A 19,139-nucleotide genomic window follows, 5' to 3' on the forward strand; every position below is an offset into this window, starting at 1 on the left:
CCCGCCATGTCAGCCTCCTCCCCCGCTTCCACGCACGCCGGCGGTCCGCTCGCGGCCTGGTCCGCCGCGTTCGGCGACTGGGCCCGCAGCGACGGCGCCGCGTGGCTCTACCTGTTCAAGGCGCTGCTCGCCGCGTTCATCGCGACCGGCGTATCGATGCGGCTCGACCTGCCCGCGCCGAAAACGGCGATGACCACGGTGTTCATCGTGATGCAGCCGCAAAGCGGCGCGGTGCTCGCGAAGAGCTTCTACCGCGTCGCCGGCACGATCTTCGGGCTCATCGCGACGCTCACGTTCGTCGGACTGTTCCCGCAGCAGCCGCAACTGTTCCTGCTGGCGGTCGCGCTGTGGGTCGCGCTGTGCACGGCCGGCGCCGCGCGCAACCGCAACTTCCGCAGCTACGGCTTTCTGCTGGCCGGCTATACGACCGCGCTGATCGGGCTGCCCGCGTCGCAGCACCCGGATGGCGCGTTCATGAGCGCGCTGACGCGCGTTGCCGAAATCATGGTCGGGATCGTGTCGGCCGGCGTGGTCAGCGCACTCGTGTTTCCGCAGTACACGGGCGAGCAGATGCGCACGACGGTGCGCAAGCGCTTCGGCAGCTTCGTCGACTATGTCGCGTCGGCGCTGTCGGGCAAGCTCGACCGCGCGCATATCGAAACCATCCATACGCGCTTCGTCGCCGACGTGGTCGGGTTCGAAGCCGCGCGCAGCATGGCCGTGTTCGAGGATCCGGATACGCGGATGCGCAGCGGCCGCCTCGCGCGGCTGAACAGCGAGTTCATGAGCGCATCGAGCCGTTTCCATGCGCTGCACCAGCTGATGAACCGGCTGCATGCGGCCGGCGCGCAGGCCGCGATCGACGCGATCGAGCCGTACTTCCGCGAGATCGCGCCGCTGCTGCTGACGCCCACGGGCGAACCCGTGCGCACGTCGACCGACGCGGGGCACGCGGCCGAGCAACTGCTCGCATGGCGCGACGCGCTGCCGCGCCGCATCCGCTCGACCCGTGCGGCGCTCGAAACGCAGCCGGACTTTCCGCTGCTCGACTTCGATACGGCCGCCGAACTGCTGTACCGCTTCATCACCGACCTGCACGAGTACGCGGCGACCTATGCGTCGCTGTCGACCGCGACGCACGAACGCGAGCGCTGGATCGAACGCTACGAGCCGCGCACCAACATGACGGCGATGGTGATCGCGGCGATTCGCACCGCGACCGTGATCCTCGTGCTCGGCTGGTTCTGGATCGAGAGCGCGTGGCCGAGCGGCGTGACGCTCACGCTGACGGCGGCGGCCACCTGCGCGCTCGCGTCGTCGACGCCGCGCCCGACCGCGATGTCCGCGCAGATGGGCATGGGGACGGCACTCGCCGTCTGCACGGGCTTCCTGCTGACGTTCGGCATCTATCCGCACATCGACGGCTTCCCGCTGCTGTGCGTCGCGCTCGCGCCGCTGCTCTCGATCGGCATCTTCATGACGCTGAAGCCGAAGCTCGCGGGCTACGGGATGGGCTACCTGATCTTCTTCAGCTTCCTCGCCGGCCCGGACAACATCACGCACTACGACCCGACCAGCTTCATGAACGACGCGCTCGCGCTCGTGCTGTCGATGCTGGCGTCGGCGATCGCGTTCGCGGTGCTGTTCCCGCCGACCGCGCCGTGGCTCAAGAAGCGGCTGTTCGCCGACCTGCGCCACCAGGCCGTCGCGGCCTGCCACGCACGGCTCGCCGGCTTGCGCACGCGCTTCGAGAGCGGCGCGCGCGACCTGATGTACCAGGCCCACACGCTGTCGGCCGACCAGCCCGACGTGCAGCGCGATGCGCTGCGCTGGATGTTCGCGGTGCTCGAAACCGGCAACGCGGCGATCGACCTGCGCCACGAGCTGGCAACGCTGCCGTCCGACCCGCGCTATGCGCCGGCGATGCCGTGGCGTCGCGCGATCGAGACGATGCGCGGCTCGCTGTCGACGCTGTTCGCGAAACCGAGCGCCGAGCGCTTCGATGCAACGCTCGCCGCGACCAATGCTGCAATCGACGCGACCCGGCAGACGCTCGACGCGTTCGAGCCGACGCGCGACGAGCGCCACCGGCTGCAACGCATCCTGAGCCATCTGCATTTCGTGCGCACCGCGCTGCTCGATCCGGAATCGCCGCTCGAGCCGCTCAACCGCAACCGCCCCGTGCGTCCCCAACCAGGAGCCTCGTCATGATGCCGCGTGAAATCGCCATTCTCGATGCCTACATGCCCACGGTGGTGCTGATGTTCGTCCTCGGCGCGCTCGCGACCTGGGCCGTCGACCGTCTGCTCGCCTATACAGGCCTCTACCGTCTGGTCTGGCACCCGTCGCTGTTCCGGGCCTGCCTGCTCGTCTGCATTTGCGGCGGACTGAGTCTTGCCGTTTACCGTTGATTCCGAACCATCATGATTCTCAGAAAACTCTTCGGCTTCGTCGCGACCGCCGTCATCCTTCTCGTCGCGATCCTGATCGGGCGCTCGCTGTGGGTGCACTACATGGACGATCCGTGGACGCGCGACGGGCGCGTGCGCGCCGAGATCGTCAACGTCGCGCCGGACGTGTCGGGCGCGATCGTCGAGCTGCCCGTGCATGACAACCAGCTCGTGAAAAAAGGCGACCTGATCATGCAGATCGACCCGTCGCACTACCAGATCGCGGTCGAGCAGGCACAGGCGGCCGTCGCCGCCCGCCGCGCGGAACTGCAGATGCGCCGCGACGACGCGGCCCGCCGCGCGGATCTCGATGCGCTCGTCGTGTCGAAGGAAAACCGCGAGAACGCAGCGCACAGCGCGTCGAGCGCCGATGCGCAGTACCAGCAGGCAATCGCCGCGCTCGACGCCGCGAAGCTCAATCTCGAACGCACGCGCGTCGTCGCGCCGGTCGACGGCTACATCACGAACCTGCAGACGTTCAAGGGCAACTACGCGGTGGCCGGCCAGGCGAAGCTCGCGATCGTCGACAGCCACTCGTTCTGGGTCTACGGCTACTTCGAGGAAACCAAGCTGCCGCGCGTGAAGATCGGCGCACCGGCCGAGATGCGGCTGATGAGCGGCGGCGTGATGAAGGGCCACGTCGAAAGCATCTCGCGCGGCATCTACGATCGCGACAACCCGCAAAGCCGCGACCTCGTCGCGGACGTGAACCCGACCTTCAACTGGGTGCGCCTCGCGCAGCGCGTGCCGGTGCGCATCCGGATCGACGAAGTGCCTGCCGACGTGGTGCTGTCGGCGGGCACGACCTGCACGGTCATCATCGATCCGGACAAGCAGAAGAAATCGTAAGCGCGGAACGGCCGGGCGCGCTCAGGCCGCGATGCGAAAACGGCCGACCAGCGACTTCAACGCCTGCGCCTGTTCGTCGAGCGCGTTCGCGGCAGCCGCCGCCTGTTCGACGAGCGCCGCATTCTGCTGCGTGCCGGCGTCCATCTGCGTGACCGCGCGGCCGATCTCCTCGATCCCGGCGCTCTGCTCGTCCGATGCCGCGGAAATCTCGCCGATGATGTCCGTCACGCGCTTGACCGCGCGCACGACGTCGTCCATCGTGCGGCCCGCGTCGTGCGCGAGCGCCGCGCCGTTCGCGACGCGCTCCACCGATGCGCCGATCAGCGCGCGGATCTCCTTCGCCGCGGTCGCCGCGCGCTGCGCGAGCAGGCGCACCTCGCCCGCGACCACCGAGAAGCCGCGCCCCTGTTCGCCGGCGCGCGCGGCCTCGACCGCCGCATTCAACGCGAGAATGTTGGTCTGGAACGCGATCCCCTCGATCGTGCCGATGATCTCGCGAATGTTCTTCGCGCTGTCGTCGATCTCGCTCATCGTCGCGACCACCCGCCCGACGACTTCACCGCCCGTTTCCGCAACGGCCGACGCATTGGCCGCGAGCGTGCTCGCCTGCCGCGCATTCTCGGCGTTCTGCCGCACGGTCGACGTGAGCTGCTCCATGCTGGCCGCGGTGCGTTCGAGCGCGACGGCCTGCTGCTCGGTGCGCCGCGACAGGTCGAGATTGCCGGTCGATATCTCGCCGGACGCGGCCGCGATGGCCTCGGCGCTCACGGCGATCTCGCCGACGGTCGCCGCGAGCCCCGTCTGCATCTCGGCCAGCGCGCGCACCATGCTGTCGCGGTCGTGCCGGCCGAGCGCGATCGGCCGCGTCAGGTCGCCGCGCGCGATGTCGGCGGCAATCGCCTTCGCGTGCGCGGGCTCGCCGCCGAGCTGCGACGCGAGGCGCCGCACGACGCGTTCGGCGATCGCGATCGCGAGCACGATCAGCGCGGCCGTCATGATCGCGATCATCGCGAACGACGACGAGAAAATGGTGGCGGACGCATCGAGCGTCGCCTTCGATTTCTCGCCGCGCGTCTTCACGAGTTCGGCGACGAGCTTTTCGAGCTTGCCGGTTTCGACCAGCAGCGACACGTCCTGCGTGCCGACCTGCCAGTTCATCTGCGACAGGTCGAGCGGCTGCGCGCGCACGAGCGCGACGAAATCGCGCAGATGCGCGCTCCACGTGCCGACAGCCGTCGAGAACGCACGCAGCCGCGCCGAATCGCCGGCGTCGGCCGGATCCGCATAGCGCTGCAGCGTGCCGAGCGCCTGGCCGATCGACGCGAGCCCCGCGCCGACCTCGGCGCCCAGTTCGTCGCGCTCCTTCGCAGTGGTCGCGGTCAGCAGCATCTTCTGCGCACGGCTCGCCCGCAGCACCTCGGCCCGGACTTCCTGCGCCGCGCGGCTCGCGACGTGGCCCTGCTCGTAGACCGACGAGATCGACGCGTTCAGCCGACTGATCTGCCACAGCGAAAACACGCCGATCGCGAGCGTGCCGGCCAGCAGGATCGCGAACGCGGCGCGCAAGGTCGCCTTGACGGTCCACGGCCGGCGCTCGCGACGCGCCGCGCGCGGGCGCCGTGCGGCGCGACCGGCGGCAACGTCGGGTGCGGCGGCGGCCGCACCCGGCTGCGGATGCAATGATGCTGCTTTCATCGATATATCCCCGTATGGATCACGCTGCCGGAAAGGTCGGTTCCGGCGTTCCGCGATGGCAAGCCATGCCGCGCGTCCTGCGCCTGCACGGCGGGTAGCCGGTGCCGGGCGCGGCGCACCTGTGGTCATTGGGTCGTTCTACGGCCGCCACCGCCGTTTCTTGAGTCCGGTAAAACACGCACCGGCCCCCGGCGCGGCCTCGCAGTCAGGCAGACGCGCCGCCAGCGTTATACCCGGTCAAAAAAACGGGTAACCGCCGATCTGTCGGATGAATGTCCGATTCGCGATAAAACTTGGCCTGACATTCTCGATACGCCACATTACACTTCTTTGACGCATCAACGATTCGAAACGCGCCGATCCCCATCAGAGCGCGCCCGTTACCTCAACTCGTTCAGCTCACATGGAAACCAGCCTCGACACCGGAGCCGCCGGCGCAACCGCCGCGCAGCCGTCCGCGCCCCCCGCATCGCGCACCGTCTATCCGGTGCTCGGCGCGATCAGCTTCTCGCACATGCTCAACGACATGATCCAGTCGTTGATCCTCGCGATCTATCCGATGCTCAAGAGCCAGTTCGCGCTGTCGTTCGCGCAGATCGGCCTGATCACGCTCACCTACCAGATCACCGCGTCGCTGCTGCAGCCGCTCGTCGGCCTCTATACCGACAAGCGTCCGAAGCCGTATTCGCTGCCGGTCGGCATGGGCTTCACGCTCGCGGGACTGCTGCTGATGTCGGTCGCGCCGAGCTTCCCCGTGCTGCTGGTGGCCGCGGCGCTGGTCGGCTGCGGCTCGTCGGTATTCCATCCCGAATCGTCGCGCGTCGCGCGGATGGCGTCGGGCGGCCAGCACGGGCTCGCGCAGTCGGTATTCCAGGTCGGCGGCAACGCGGGCTCCGCGCTCGGGCCGCTGCTCGCCGCGCTCGTGATCATTCCGCACGGCCAGCACAGCATCGCGTGGTTCTCGGCGGCCGCGCTCGTCGCGATGGTCGTGCTCACGCAGATCGGCCACTGGTACAAGAAGCATCCGTCGATGAAGAAGAAGGCCGCGGCGGCCGGCCACCCGACGCTGTCGCGCGGCCGCGTGATCGGCGCGATCGGCGTGCTGGTGCTGCTCGTGTTCTCGAAGTATTTCTATCTCGCGAGCATCAACAGCTATTTCACGTTCTACCTGATCGACAAGTTCCACCTGTCGGTGCAGGCCGCGCAGATCCACCTGTTCGTGTTCCTCGCGGCCGTGGCGGCCGGCACGCTGATCGGCGGGCCCGTCGGCGACCGGATCGGCCGCAAGTACGTGATCTGGGTATCGATCCTCGGCGTCGCACCGTTCACGCTGCTGCTGCCGTACGCGAACCTGTTCTGGACGAGCGTGCTGACCGTGATCATCGGCATCGTGCTGGCGTCGGCGTTCGCCGCGATCCTCGTCTACGCGACGGAACTGATGCCCGGCAAGGTCGGGATGGTCGCGGGCCTGTTTTTCGGCTTCGCGTTCGGCCTCGGCGGCGTCGGCGCGGCCGTGCTCGGCCAGCTCGCCGACGCGACGAGCATCACGTTCGTCTACAAGGTGTGTTCGTTCCTGCCGCTGATCGGCGTGCTGACGGTGTTCCTGCCGAACCTCGAAAGCAGCCGGCGCAAACAGGCGTGACAAGCCGGCCACGGCGGGCGCGCCGCGGCCGGCCCAAAGGCTTGTACGGAGAAAACGACGGCGGCTTCAGGCCGCCGTCGTCGCATGCAGCGTCAGGAAACGCTTGAGGATGCCGGACGAATAGCTGCTCGCGATCGCCGACAGGAAGTGCGAGAACGACTGCGTCGCGTGATCGTCGGCCGTATCGGAGATCGTGCGCACCAGCGCGAACGGCACGTCGTGCTCCGCGCACACCTGCGCGATCGCCGCGCCTTCCATTTCGACCGCGAGCGCGTCCGGCAGCGCGTCGCGCAGCGTGACGACCTCGCGCTCGCTCGACACGAAGCGGTCGCCGCTGATGACGAGCCCTGCGTGCAGCGTCGCGCCGGCAAGCCCGAAGCGTTCGGCGAACAACGCGCCCTCTTCCGCGACGAACAACATGCACGCGGCCCTGAGACGGGCCGTCAGTGCCGCGTCGGTCGCGAAGCGCGTGATGCCGAGCAACGGCACCTCGTAGCGCGGAAAGAGCGGCGACGCGTCGAGATCGTGCTGCAGCAGCATGTCGGCCACGACGACATCGCCGACGCGCACCGTGCGCGACACGCCGCCCGCGACGCCGGTAAACACGACGCCCGCCACGCCGAACACGTGGATCAGCGCGCTGACCGTCGCGGCGGCCGCGACCTTGCCGACCCGCGCGAGCGTGACGACGCAGGCCGCGCCGTGCACGGTGCCGACGTGGTAATCGCGGCGGCCGAACGTGACCGTCTTCATCGCGCCGTCGGCGCGCATCGCGGCGATCAGGTCGCCGAGTTCCTCGGGCAGCGCGGCCAGAATGCCGAGCGGGCGCGTCGAAGGCGTGGCAACCATGTCGATGCTCATCATTCCACCGCCTGCAGTTTCGCGACCGCGAGCGCGAGCCACTTCTCGCCGTGCCGCTTGAACTTCACCTGCGCCTTCGCATCGGTGCCGCTGCCTTCGAGCGCGGTGACCGTGCCTTCGCCGAACTTGGTATGGAACACCTGCTGGCCGACCCGGAAGCCGGCGCCGGCCGCGCGCTGCTTGTCCGCGAACGCAGGCAGCGGCGCGGACACCGCCGCATCGACGATCTGCTCGCGGCTGCCGCCGCCCGGCCGCGCGAACCAGTCGCGCCCGTATCCTGCGTTGTCCGAACGCCCGCCCCAGCGCGAACCGGCCTCGACCTTCGGCGTCAGCCACTTCAGTACGTGCTCCGGCAACTCGTCGAAGAAGCGCGAACGCACGTTGTAGCGCGTCTGGCCGTGCAGCATCCGGCTCTGCGCGAACGACAGGTAGAGCCGCTCCTTCGCGCGCGTGATCGCCACGTACATCAGCCGGCGCTCCTCCTCGAGGCCGTCCGATTCGAGCACGCTGTTCTCGTGCGGGAACAGCCCTTCCTCGAGGCCCGTGATGAACACGGCCGAGAATTCGAGCCCCTTCGCCGCGTGCACCGTCATCAGTTGCACGGCATCCTGCCCGGCCTGCGCCTGGTTGTCGCCGGCCTCCAGCGACGCATGCGACAGGAAGCCGGCGAGCGGCGTCATCGTGTCGGGGTTCTGCGCCGGGTCGCCCGGCGATGCCGGATCGAGTACCTCGACCGCCGGATCGTCGGTCGCCGCGCCGAGCGCGGGCGCCGCGATCGCACCCGCGCGCAGCGGGATCGAGCGGGCCGGCGTGTCGAGCCCGTAGCCTTCCTCGGCGACGAACGCGGTGGCCGCGTTCACGAGTTCCTGCAAGTTCTCGAGACGGTCCTGCCCTTCGCGCTCGCCCTGGTAGAAATCGGCGAGGCCGCTCGCGCGCACGACGTACTCGACCGTGTCCGGCAAGTTCATCTGCTGCGTGTCGGCGCGCATCTTCGCGACCAGGTTCGCGAACCCGCCGAGGCTCGTGCCGGCCTTGCCCGTCACGTACGGAATCGCAGCGGCCATCGAGCAGCCGTATAGACGCGCGGCGTCGGCGAGCTGCTCGATCGAGCGCGCGCCGATCCCGCGGGTCGGGAAGTTCACCACGCGCACGAACGCCGTGTCGTCGTTCGGGTTGTCGATCAGGCGCAGGTACGCGAGCGCATGCTTCACTTCCTGGCGCTCGAAGAAGCGCAGGCCGCCGTACACGCGGTACGGGATGCCCGACGACATCAGCGTGTGCTCGATCGAGCGCGACTGCGCGTTGCTGCGGTACAGGACAGCCACTTCGCTGCGCGCCATCCCGGTGTTGATCAGCGAACGGATTTCTTCGACGATCCAGCCGGCTTCCTGCGAATCGGTGCTGGCCTCGTACACGCGCACGGGCTCGCCGTGGCCCGCGTCGGTGCGCAGGTTCTTGCCGAGGCGGTGCGCGTTGTTCGAAATCAGCTGGTTCGCCGCATCGAGGATGTTGCCGTGCGACCGGTAGTTCTGCTCGAGCTTGATCAGGTTGCGCACGCGGAATTCGTCTTCGAAATCGCGCATGTTGCCGACGTTCGCGCCGCGGAACGCGTAGATCGACTGGTCGTCGTCGCCGACCGCGAAGATCGCGTTCTGGCCGCCCGCGAGCATCTTGAGCCACGCATATTGCAGCTTGTTGGTGTCCTGGAACTCGTCGACGAGGATGTGCTTGAAGCGCGCCTGGTAGTGCGCGCGCAGCGGCGCGTTGTACGCCAGCAGCTCGTAGCAGCGCAGCAGCAGCTCGGGGAAATCGACGACGCCCTCGCGCTGGCACTGCTGGTCGTACGCCTGGTACAGCTCGACGAACTTGCGGTTGAAGTTGTCGGTCGCGTCGACCTTGTCGGGACGCAGCCCCTGCTCCTTCGCGTTGTTGATGAAGTACTGGACGTTCTTCGGCGGGTACTTCTCGTCGTCGACGTTCGCGGCCTTCATCAGCCGCTTGATCGCGGACAGCTGGTCGGCCGTATCGAGGATCTGGAAGGTCTGCGGCAGGCCGGCGTCGCGCCAGTGCGTGCGCAGCATCCGGTTGCACAGGCCGTGGAACGTGCCGATCCACATCCCGCGCGTGTCGATCGGCATCATCGCCGACAGGCGCGCCATCATCTCGCGCGCGGCCTTGTTCGTGAAGGTGACGGCGAGCACGGTGGGCGGCGACGCGTAGCCCTGCTGGATCAGCCACGCGATGCGCGTGATCAGCACGCGGGTCTTGCCGCTGCCCGCCCCTGCGAGGATCAGCGCCGGTTCGTTCGGCAACGTGACGGCGGCGTGTTGTTCGGGGTTCAGATTGGCGAGCAGATCGGGCATGGAGCGGCGGCGGACGGGCGAGAAAAATGCGGACCCGACATTATAAGTCGGCGGCGCGATGCCGTTCCCGATCCGTTCGGTCGAGCGCCGCCAAGCGCGTTGCGGCCGCTTCGCGACAAGCCTGCGCCGGCAATGCGATGGCTGGTCGATGTGCATCCATTTATAATTGTCGGATTCGGCATCCAATTCACGCATTTTTCGGCAGATTTCCAACATGAGCGACAACACGCTTGCGAAGAGCTTCGAGCCCCATACCATCGAGTCCCAATGGGGGCCGGAGTGGGAAAAACGCGGCTATGCCGCCCCGGCGTTCGATCCGTCCCGCCCCGATTTCGCGATCCAGTTGCCGCCGCCGAACGTGACGGGCACGCTGCACATGGGCCATGCGTTCAACCAGACGATCATGGACGGCCTCGCCCGCTATCACCGGATGCTCGGCGAGAACACGCTGTGGGTGCCCGGCACCGACCACGCGGGGATCGCCACCCAGATCGTCGTCGAACGCCAGCTCGACGCGCAGGGCGTGTCGCGCCACGACCTCGGCCGCGAGAAGTTCGTCGAGCGCGTGTGGGAATGGAAGCAGCAGTCCGGTTCGACGATCACGGGCCAGGTGCGCCGCCTCGGCGCATCGACCGACTGGTCGCGCGAATACTTCACGATGGACGACAAGATGTCGGCCGCCGTGCGCGACGTGTTCGTCACGCTCCATGAACAGGGCCTGATCTACCGCGGCAAGCGCCTCGTCAACTGGGATCCGGTGCTGCTCACTGCGGTGTCGGATCTCGAAGTCGCGAGCGAAGAGGAAAACGGCCACCTGTGGCACATCCGCTACCCGCTCGTCGACGGCTCGGGCTCGCTGACCGTCGCGACGACGCGCCCCGAGACGATGCTCGGCGACGTCGCGCTGATGGTCCATCCGGAAGACGAGCGCTACGCACACCTGATCGGCAAGCTCGTCACGCTGCCGCTGACCGGCCGCGAGATCCCGGTGATCGCCGACGACTACGTCGACCGCGAGTTCGGCACGGGCGTCGTGAAGGTCACGCCCGCGCACGACTTCAACGACTACCAGGTCGGCCTGCGCCACAACCTCGTGCCGATCGAGATCCTGACGCTCGACGCGAAGATCAACGATAACGGCCCCGAGCAGTATCGCGGCCTCGACCGCTTCGACGCGCGCAAGGCGATCGTCGCCGATCTCGACGCGCTGGGTTTCCTCGACTCCGTGAAGCCGCACAAGCTGATGGTGCCGCGCGGCGACCGCACGGGCGTCGTGATCGAGCCGATGCTGACCGACCAGTGGTTCGTCGCAATGACGAAGGCGGCGCCGGAAGGCACGTTCAATCCCGGCAAGTCGATCACCGAAACGTCGCTCGACGTCGTGCGCAGCGGCCAGATCAAGTTCGTCCCGGAAAACTGGACGACCACCTACTACCAGTGGCTCGAGAACATCCAGGACTGGTGCATCTCGCGCCAGCTGTGGTGGGGCCACCAGATCCCCGCGTGGTACGGCGAGAACGGCGAGGTGTTCGTCGCGCGCAGCGAGGAAGACGCGCGCGCGAAGGCCGCCGCACAGGGCTACACGGGCGAACTGAAGCGCGATGAAGACGTGCTCGACACGTGGTTCTCGTCGGCGCTGGTGCCGTTCTCGTCGCTCGGCTGGCCGAACGAGACGCCTGAACTGAAGCATTTCCTGCCGTCGTCGGTGCTCGTCACGGGCTTCGACATCATCTTCTTCTGGGTCGCCCGGATGGTGATGATGACCACGCACTTCACCGGCAAGGTGCCGTTCCATACCGTCTACGTGCACGGCCTCGTGCGCGACGCGGAAGGCCAGAAGATGTCGAAGAGCAAGGGCAACACGCTCGACCCGATCGACATCGTCGACGGCATCGACCTCGAAACGCTGGTCGCGAAACGCACGACGGGCCTGATGAATCCAAAGCAGGCCGCGACGATCGAGAAGAAGACGCGCAAGGAATTCCCGGACGGCATTCCCGCGTTCGGCACCGACGCGCTGCGCTTCACGATGGCGTCGATGGCGACGCTCGGCCGCAACGTGAACTTCGACCTCGCGCGCTGCGAAGGCTACCGCAACTTCTGCAACAAGCTGTGGAACGCGACGCGCTTCGTGCTGATGAACTGCGAAGGCCACGACTGCGGCGCCGACAAGCCGGAAGTCTGCGGCGCGGGCGACTGCGGCCCCGGCGGCTACCTCGACTTCTCGGCGGCCGACCGCTGGATCGTGTCGCTGCTGCAGCGTACCGAGGCCGACATCGCGAAGGGCTTCGCCGACTACCGCTTCGACAACGTCGCGACCAGCATCTACAAGTTCGTGTGGGACGAGTACTGCGACTGGTATCTCGAACTCGCGAAGGTGCAGATCCAGAACGGCACGCCGGAACAGCAGCGCGCCACGCGCCGCACGCTGCTGCGCGTGCTCGAGACGGTGCTGCGCCTCGCGCACCCGGTCATCCCGTTCATCACCGAAGCGCTCTGGCAGAAGGTCGCGCCGCTCGCGGGCCGCTATCCGCAAGGCAAGGCCGAGGGCGAAGCGTCGCTGATGACGCAGGCGTATCCGGTTGCCAACCTGCAGAAGATCGACGAGGCGTCCGAGCAGTGGGCGGCCGACCTGAAGGCGATCGTCGACGCATGCCGCAACCTGCGCGGCGAGATGAACCTGTCGCCGGCGACGAAGGTGCCGCTGCTCGCGGCCGGCGATGCCGAGCGCCTGCGCTCGTTCGCGCCGTACGTCCAGGCGCTCGCGCGCCTGTCGGAAGTGCAGATCCTCGCGGACGAAGCGACGCTCGACCGGCAAGCGCACGGCGCGCCGATCGCGATCGTCGGCCCGAACAAGCTGGTGCTGAAGGTGGAAATCGACGTCGCGGCCGAACGCGAGCGCCTGTCGAAGGAAATCGCGCGCCTGACGGGCGAGATCGCGAAGTGCCACGCGAAGCTCGGCAACGAGGCATTCGTCGCGAAAGCGCCGCCGGCCGTGGTCGAACAGGAGCAGAAACGCGTCGCCGAATTCCAGAGCACGCTCGAGAAACTGCGTGCGCAGCTCGATCGGTTGCCTGCGTAACAAACCGTAAGGCCGTTTGCGTTCACTATAATGCGGACGTGAACATACATCGTCTGACAAGTCGATTACAGGAATAAAGGTTCGATCATGTTGAAAGTCACCAAGGCGGTATTCCCCGTTGCCGGCCTCGGCACGCGGTTCCTGCCGGCAACGAAGGCGAGCCCGAAGGAAATGCTGCCGGTCGTCGACAAGCCGTTGATCCAGTACGCAGTCGAGGAAGCGATCGCCGCGGGCATCACCGAGATGATCTTCGTCACCGGGCGCAGCAAGCGCGCGATCGAGGATCATTTCGACAAGTCGTACGAGGTCGAAGCCGAGCTCGAGGCGCGCGGCAAGGAAAAGCTGCTCGAGCTCGTGCGCAGCATCAAGCCGAGCCATGTCGACTGCTTCTACGTGCGTCAGCCGGAAGCGCTCGGCCTCGGCCACGCGGTGCTGTGCGCGGAGAAGCTGGTGGCCGACAACCCGTTCGCGGTGATCCTCGCGGACGACCTGCTCGACGGCAACCCGCCCGTGATGAAGCAGATGGTCGACGTGTTCGACCACTATCACAGCTCGGTGATCGGCGTCGAAGAGATCCCGCCGTCGGAGACGAAGTCGTACGGGATCGTCGACGGCAAGGAATGGGAAGAGTCGATCGTCAAGATGTCGGCGATCGTCGAGAAGCCCGCGCCGGAAGTCGCGCCGTCGAACCTCGGCGTGGTCGGCCGCTACATCCTGAAGCCGCGGATCTTCGAACACCTGCGCGCGCTGAAGCCGGGCGCGGGCGGCGAACTGCAGCTCACCGATGCGATCCAGGCGCTGCTCGCCGACGAACAGGTGCTGGCCTACAAGTACCAGGGTACGCGCTACGACTGCGGCAGCAAGCTCGGCTACCTGAAGGCGACGGTCGAATTCGCGCTGCGCCACCCGGAAGTCGGCGCGGAATTCGACGAATACCTGCGCACGCGCGGCGGCGCGCAACCGGCCGCCTGAGCGCGGCAAGGGCTCGCCCCGGCGGGGCCGCCCTCACCTCACCGGCCGGCGCTCAGCGCGCTTCGGCCGGCTTCACCGAGACGACGCCCGGCATCCCGCCCGCGTCGTCTTTTTTCGTCTTCACGAGCCAGCCGCCGCCATCGCCGAACGGCAGCTTCGCGAGCGCGCTCTTCACGAGCGCCGGCGCGGCCTGCTGCGTGGCCGGTTCGCGGTCGCGCAGCGCGGCCGTCACGCGATAGACGTCGGCGCCCGATTTCGCATCGACGAAACGCAACGTCAGCACGTGGCGATACACGCTACCCGCGAACGGCAGCGCGGGCGGCGACGGCCCGTCGACCGTCACGCACGCGCTGCTCGCGGCGCCGCACTGGTCGGCGCTGGCCGCGACCGCCGCCGGCTGCGTCGCATACGCGATCGACAGCCGGTAGCGCGCGTCCTTGAGCGGCTGCGCGTCGAAACCGCGGCGCGCGAGTTCGTCGCGCACGAGCGTCTCGATCTGCCGGTATTCGGCATCGTTGGCCTGCGCGGCCGTCCGGACGAAATCGTAGCCGTGCGCGCCGGATGCGAATGCATTCGGCTGCCCGACCGCACTCACGCCGCTCGTCACGCCGGCGCAACCCGTCAACAACGACGCCGCCAGCGCGGTCGCTGCCCATTCCTTTCTCATGGCTTTCCCCAATCCTGCCGTCGTGCCCGGCCCTGTCAGGCGGACGGCTCGTCGATCGCGGGCAGCGACACCGTCACCGCGGTGCCGACACCCACTTCGCTGTCGACCGACACGCTGCCCCCATGGCGCGTGACGACCGTCTTCACGAATGCCATGCCGAGCCCGGAACCCGGGATCTCGGGCCGCTCGCCGGCATGGAATCGCTTGAAACGCTCGAACAGATGCCGATGATCTTCCGGCGCAATGCCGTACCCCTGATCGCGAATCGTACAGAACATCCGCTTCGACGCGTGCTCGACCGTCAGCGTACACGTGATCACGGTGTCGGACGGACTGTATTTGACTGCGTTGTTCAGCAGGTTCACGAACGCGCGCGTGATCAGCGAGCGGTCCGCGCGCACCCAGCACATGTCGGCGCCGACGTCGGTGTCGATGCGGATGTGCTTCGCCTGCGCCTGCGGCCATACCTCGTCGCTCGCATCGATCAGCACGTCGACGAGGCTCGTCGCTTCGAGCTGGTACGCCTGCGACTCCGCGCGCGCCAGCTGCACGAACTCGTCGGCAAGCGACAGCGCGCGGTGCGCGTAGCGCTCGACCCGCGCGAGCAGCCCGCGCATCGCATCGGTGTCGACGCGGTCGCGCTCGATCTCGACGAGCGCGAGGATCGAAGCCTGCGGCGAGCGCATGTCGTGCGACAGCAGGTGCAGCGCTTCCTCGCGATGCCGCTCGGCCGCGTGCAGTTCGGTCACGTCGACGAGGCCGGCAATCCAGCCCGTCACGCGGCCCTGCGCGTTCGTGCAGGCGGCGTAGCGTAACAGATGGTCAAGCCCGTCGCGGTCGCGCACCTCGATGCCGCGCGCCATCGCGTCGTGCTCGGCCTCGAGCGTCGGGTCGAGCGCGGCCGGCCAGTGCTCGCGGATCGCCGCATCGTGTTCGGCGTTGCCGTCGACGGTCTTCATGAACGTCAGCTCGCCGAGCGCGGCGCGCAGCGGCCGCCCTTCCGGCAGCGGCAGCGCGAGGCGCGACCCGTAGCGCTTCGCCGCATGGTTCGCGATCAGCACGGTGCCGTCCAGGTCGGTCACGAAGATCGGCTCGGGCATGCTGTCGAGGCTGTCCCACACGAAGCGCTTCATGTCCTGCACGCGCTGCGCGGCTTGCGCCATCAGCGCCATCTGGCGCTCGAGCACGTCGCCGCCGACGCTGCGCGTGCGCGGCGCCTCGGGCAGCAGGTGCGGCTCGTCGGCGAGCCGCTGCAGTTCGCGGCGCAGGTACGACATCGTCATTTCGAGGCGCCGCCAGTTCCAGATCGGGTAGACGGCGATCAGCCCGAAGATCGCCGGCGCCGGCGACAGCCAGATGCGCGCCTCGAACAGCAGCGCCATGCTCGCGACGACGGCGAGCGCGGCGAGGCTCAGCGTCAGCAGCAGCGCGCGCCACGGCGACAGCATCAGGAAGCCGCCCAGCAGCGCGGCGAGCGGCAGCAGCGACGCGGCGAACAGCCCCGCGCGCGACGCCGGCGAGATCGCACTGCCGGTCGCCAGCATGTCGAGCACGTTGGCGTGGATATACACGCCGGCGAGCGGGCCGAAATCGCCGGATACGGGCGTCGCGAAACGGTCGTACAGCCCGGAAGCGGTCACGCCGACGACGACGATCTTGCCGCGCAGCGCGTCGGGCTTCACGCGCCCCTCGAGCACGTCGTCGAACGACAGCGTCGGATAAGCGGGCGTGTTGCGGCTGAACGGGATCAGGTAGCGGCCGTCGCCTGCCGCGTCGCGAGCCAGGTCGTGCGCGGCCGCGCCCGGCGCGCCGCCGGCCGGATGCAGCCGGCCGGCCTGGATCGCGCGGTACACGGGCACCATCAGTTGCGGCCAGCGCACGCGGCCGTCGCTTTCGAACAGCGCGACGCTGCGCACGATACCGTCGGGATCGACTTCGAGGTTGATGTGACCGAGCCCAGTCGCGCGCGCCGCGAGCGCGGCCACCGGCGGTTCGACGGTACGCGTGCCGTCCGCCTGCTCGGGGCTCAGCAGCACGGGCAGGAAGGTCGGCACGTGGCTCATCGCATCCGCGAACGCACGATCCTCCGGCGACGGCTCGGTGAACAGCACGTCGTAGACGACGGCGGCCGGCTGCGCGCGCGCCAGCGTGTCGAGCAGCCGCGCATGCACGTCGCGCGACCACGGCCAGCGGCCGAGCGCCGACACGCTCTGGTTGTCGATGTCGACGACGACCACGTCGGGCGACAGCGGCAGGCTGCGCAGCATCAGCAGCCGGTCGTAGATCAGCCCGTCGACGCTCGACGACAGGCGGCCGAGCGCACACGCGAGGATGACCGCGATCCCGAGGCAGCCGATCGCGATCCATTCGATCAGGAAGCGGCGGCCGAGATGCCGCCGCGGGGAAACGGAGTCGGGTTTCATGCGCCGCGGGTCAGCGCGACAGCGTGAACGCGCTGACCGGACTGGTCTTCTCGTAGAACTTGCCGCCTTCGAACTCTTCGACGGTCACTGCCCAGAAATAATCGCCCGGCGGCAGGTGCGCGACGGTGATCTGGCGCGCGCGCAGGCCGACCTGGTCGACGACCGGTGCGCTCAGGTCCTTCGAGCGCGACAGCACGAACCGGTAGCGCGCGTCCTTGCCCGAACCGTTCGGCGACCAGCGGAACCCGTAGCCATCCGCGCCGGGCGACGCACTCGCGTCGAGCCCCATCACGCGGCGTTCGAACGCATAGGTGCGCGGCAGCCCCTCGAGGCCGTTGGCATCGATCGCGGCGATCCGCACGAAGTAGTTCCCGTTCGGCACGTCGCGGAAGACCGCGCGCGGCGCATCGGTGCGCGTTTCGCGGAACAGGTCGAGCAGCCCCGCATCGTGCGCGAGCTGCACGCGGTACGCATGCGCGTTCGCCAGCGGCGCGACGTCGAACGCGACGTCGGGCTCGTCCTGCACCTTGTCGGGATGCGCGAGCGCCGGCGCGGCCAGCAGCGCGACAGGCGCGCCGACCGCGCCGGACGACGTCGCGACGCTGCCGAAGTTCGCATGCACGAGCGTCGAGCGGGCCGATTGCCGGCCGCCCGCGACGCCGACGGTGCCGTCGAGCACTTCGACGCGCGTCGACGCATTGCCGGCCGCGTCGTAGTTCACGCGAAAGCGCGTGCCGCGCACGCCGGCCACGACCGACGGCGAGCGGATCTGGAAGCGATCGTCGCGTTTCTTCAGATGAGTGACTTCGCTGTCGACCGAGCCGCGCGTGAGTTCGAACTGGCGATCGAGCGTGCCGGTCAGCACCGTGCGGCGCAGCGCCTTCAGGTCGAGCTGGCTGTCGGGCGGCAGGCTCATGTGCGTGCCGTCGGCGAGTTCGATCGTCACGAAGCCGTTCGCGCCCGTGCGCACGCGGTCGCCCTCGACGAGCGTCGCATCGTTCGCCAGCGGCGCGTACGCGTCGCCGGACGCGCGCTCGGCCGCGCCCTGCACCGCGACGACGCGCGCGGTCAGCTTTTCCTTGCGCAGGCGCGCGACCGGCAGCTTCAGCGCGACGCCGGGCTGCAGGTGCTTCGGCGCGGGCACGCCGTTGATCTGCTGGAGCAGTTGCCAGTCGTCCGCGCCCTGCAGGTAGCGCGCGGCGACGTCGTACAGCGTGTCGCCGGCCTGCGTGCGGTAGACGACCATCTTGCCCGCCGCAGCGGGCGGCTGTGCTGCAGCATGCTGCGCGGCGAACGCAAACGCGACCGCGCAGGCCGTGCGCAGCGCCATCGTGCGCAGGTTCGCAGTACGCTGCGTGATTCCCGACGTCACTCCGGTTCTCCCTGGCCGACCCGCTCGAGCCGGTAGCCGTAGCCGTAGATCGGCGCGAGGCGATAGCCGTTTTCGGGCCGCAGGCCGAGCTTGGTACGCAGCATCGAGATGTGCGTATCCATCGTGCGCGACGGGATGTCGGTCGCCTGCTTCCACACGAGATCGAGAATGTGCGCGCGCGACAGCGGCCGGTCGAGATGCTGGAACAGCAGCAGCGCGAGCTCGAATTCCTTCTGCGTCAGGCTCACCGGCTTGTCGCCGACGTAGGCCTGCTTCAGGTTCACGTCGAAACGGAATTGATCGAATTCGCGGACGGTCGCCTCGGCGTTGACCGGATACGCGCGGCGCAGCAGCGAGCCGATGCGCGCGCGCAGGATCGGGCCCGACACGGGCTTGACCACGTAGTCGTCGGCGCCGGCGTTGAGGATCTGCGTGATCCCCGCCTCGTCGTCGCGGCTCGTCATGAAGATGATCGGCAGGCTGTGCTCGGTCTGGTTGGCGCGCACCCACTTGAGCACTTCCTCGCCGGACATGTCGGGCACGTTCCAGTCGAGCACCAGCAGATCGAACGTTTCGCGCTGCAGACGCTTCTTCAGGGCCTTGCCTTCCTTGAACGCATAGCATGTATGGCCAACGGCAGTCAGCGTTTGACTGACGAAATCCGTCTGGGCCGGATCGTCATCCAGTACAGCAATTCTCATAGCACCCCGCAAAGCGAAATCGATTCGTCCAGTTCAGCTCCCCGGCACCCACCCTACCGCAC

The 19,139-nt window shown here is 68.2% G+C and carries 13 protein-coding genes; 6 read left to right on the forward strand and 7 right to left on the reverse strand.

Going from position 1 to position 19,139, the window contains the following annotated elements:
- Nucleotides 1–6: 6 nt before the first annotated feature.
- The 3 genes from BT264_RS33120 to BT264_RS33130 are packed head-to-tail and all read left to right on the forward strand — an operon-like array spanning nt 7 to nt 3,299.
- Nucleotides 7–2,211: an FUSC family protein gene (locus BT264_RS33120; RefSeq protein ID WP_072444328.1), complete on the forward strand. Its 2,205-nt coding sequence runs from the start codon at nt 7–9 to the stop codon at nt 2,209–2,211.
- Nucleotides 2,208–2,411, forward strand: coding sequence for a DUF1656 domain-containing protein (locus tag BT264_RS33125; protein WP_011351756.1), 204 nt, complete (start codon nt 2,208–2,210; stop codon nt 2,409–2,411). Before BT264_RS33120 ends, BT264_RS33125 begins: the two co-directional genes overlap by 4 nt.
- 12 nt (nt 2,412–2,423) lie before the next feature.
- Nucleotides 2,424–3,299, forward strand: coding sequence for an efflux RND transporter periplasmic adaptor subunit (locus tag BT264_RS33130; RefSeq protein WP_014897260.1), 876 nt, complete (start codon nt 2,424–2,426; stop codon nt 3,297–3,299).
- A 21-nt stretch (nt 3,300–3,320) separates the two neighbouring features.
- On the opposite strand, the gene BT264_RS33135 is transcribed toward BT264_RS33130, so the two are convergent.
- Complete coding sequence (locus tag BT264_RS33135; protein ID WP_072444330.1) at nt 3,321–4,994, reverse strand: methyl-accepting chemotaxis protein; 1,674 nt, start codon at nt 4,992–4,994, stop codon at nt 3,321–3,323.
- Between the two features lie 403 nt (nt 4,995–5,397).
- Here BT264_RS33135 and BT264_RS33140 point away from each other — a divergent pair, with 403 nt between their 5' ends.
- On the forward strand, nt 5,398–6,636 hold the full coding sequence (locus tag BT264_RS33140; RefSeq protein ID WP_072444332.1) for an MFS transporter: 1,239 nt from the start codon (nt 5,398–5,400) through the stop codon (nt 6,634–6,636).
- A 66-nt stretch (nt 6,637–6,702) separates the two neighbouring features.
- Here the strand turns inward: BT264_RS33140 and BT264_RS33145 are convergent, their stop codons facing one another.
- Nucleotides 6,703–7,500 (reverse strand): 5'-methylthioadenosine/adenosylhomocysteine nucleosidase, encoded by a 798-nt coding sequence (locus BT264_RS33145; protein WP_072444334.1) that lies wholly within the window; start codon nt 7,498–7,500, stop codon nt 6,703–6,705.
- A complete protein-coding gene (locus BT264_RS33150; protein ID WP_072444336.1) occupies nt 7,497–9,860 on the reverse strand; it encodes a UvrD-helicase domain-containing protein in 2,364 nt (787 codons plus the stop codon). Before BT264_RS33150 ends, BT264_RS33145 begins: the two co-directional genes overlap by 4 nt.
- A gap of 214 nt (nt 9,861–10,074) precedes the next feature.
- On the opposite strand from BT264_RS33150, the gene BT264_RS33160 reads away from it, so the two are divergent.
- Nucleotides 10,075–12,942 (forward strand): valine--tRNA ligase, encoded by a 2,868-nt coding sequence (locus tag BT264_RS33160; protein ID WP_072444338.1) that lies wholly within the window; start codon nt 10,075–10,077, stop codon nt 12,940–12,942.
- 87 nt (nt 12,943–13,029) lie between these two features.
- Nucleotides 13,030–13,914, forward strand: coding sequence for a UTP--glucose-1-phosphate uridylyltransferase GalU (gene galU, locus BT264_RS33165; protein ID WP_034183387.1), 885 nt, complete (start codon nt 13,030–13,032; stop codon nt 13,912–13,914).
- Between the two features lie 52 nt (nt 13,915–13,966).
- On the opposite strand, the gene BT264_RS33170 is transcribed toward galU, so the two are convergent.
- Genes BT264_RS33170 through BT264_RS33185 form a run of 4 tightly spaced genes read right to left on the reverse strand, consistent with a single transcriptional unit; the run spans nt 13,967 to nt 19,077 of the window.
- Nucleotides 13,967–14,581: a DUF4136 domain-containing protein gene (locus BT264_RS33170; protein WP_072444340.1), complete on the reverse strand. Its 615-nt coding sequence runs from the start codon at nt 14,579–14,581 to the stop codon at nt 13,967–13,969.
- 35 nt (nt 14,582–14,616) lie between these two features.
- Nucleotides 14,617–17,004 (reverse strand): CHASE2 domain-containing protein, encoded by a 2,388-nt coding sequence (locus BT264_RS33175; protein WP_072444342.1) that lies wholly within the window; start codon nt 17,002–17,004, stop codon nt 14,617–14,619.
- 10 nt (nt 17,005–17,014) lie between these two features.
- Nucleotides 17,015–18,376: a FecR family protein gene (locus tag BT264_RS33180; protein ID WP_072444344.1), complete on the reverse strand. Its 1,362-nt coding sequence runs from the start codon at nt 18,374–18,376 to the stop codon at nt 17,015–17,017.
- Nucleotides 18,373–19,077 (reverse strand): response regulator transcription factor, encoded by a 705-nt coding sequence (locus tag BT264_RS33185; protein WP_034183383.1) that lies wholly within the window; start codon nt 19,075–19,077, stop codon nt 18,373–18,375. Before BT264_RS33185 ends, BT264_RS33180 begins: the two co-directional genes overlap by 4 nt.
- Between the last annotated feature and the right edge of the window lie 62 nt (nt 19,078–19,139).

This window comes from Burkholderia sp. NFPP32, assembly GCF_900119325.1.
GTDB classification, from domain to species: domain Bacteria; phylum Pseudomonadota; class Gammaproteobacteria; order Burkholderiales; family Burkholderiaceae; genus Burkholderia; species Burkholderia pyrrocinia_C.

Excerpts from the sequence above, each read along its gene's own strand:
- BT264_RS33120 (WP_072444328.1), top strand. The coding sequence starts at position 7 with ATGTCAGCCTCCTCCCCCGCTTCCACGCACGCCGGCGGTCCGCTCGCG.
- BT264_RS33125 (WP_011351756.1), top strand. The coding sequence starts at position 2,208 with ATGATGCCGCGTGAAATCGCCATTCTCGATGCCTACATGCCCACGGTG.
- BT264_RS33130 (WP_014897260.1), top strand. The coding sequence starts at position 2,424 with ATGATTCTCAGAAAACTCTTCGGCTTCGTCGCGACCGCCGTCATCCTT.
- BT264_RS33135 (WP_072444330.1), bottom strand. The coding sequence starts at position 4,994 with ATGAAAGCAGCATCATTGCATCCGCAGCCGGGTGCGGCCGCCGCCGCA.
- BT264_RS33140 (WP_072444332.1), top strand. The coding sequence starts at position 5,398 with ATGGAAACCAGCCTCGACACCGGAGCCGCCGGCGCAACCGCCGCGCAG.
- BT264_RS33145 (WP_072444334.1), bottom strand. The coding sequence starts at position 7,500 with ATGATGAGCATCGACATGGTTGCCACGCCTTCGACGCGCCCGCTCGGC.
- BT264_RS33150 (WP_072444336.1), bottom strand. The coding sequence starts at position 9,860 with ATGCCCGATCTGCTCGCCAATCTGAACCCCGAACAACACGCCGCCGTC.
- BT264_RS33160 (WP_072444338.1), top strand. The coding sequence starts at position 10,075 with ATGAGCGACAACACGCTTGCGAAGAGCTTCGAGCCCCATACCATCGAG.
- galU (WP_034183387.1), top strand. The coding sequence starts at position 13,030 with ATGTTGAAAGTCACCAAGGCGGTATTCCCCGTTGCCGGCCTCGGCACG.
- BT264_RS33170 (WP_072444340.1), bottom strand. The coding sequence starts at position 14,581 with ATGAGAAAGGAATGGGCAGCGACCGCGCTGGCGGCGTCGTTGTTGACG.
- BT264_RS33175 (WP_072444342.1), bottom strand. The coding sequence starts at position 17,004 with ATGAAACCCGACTCCGTTTCCCCGCGGCGGCATCTCGGCCGCCGCTTC.
- BT264_RS33185 (WP_034183383.1), bottom strand. The coding sequence starts at position 19,077 with ATGAGAATTGCTGTACTGGATGACGATCCGGCCCAGACGGATTTCGTC.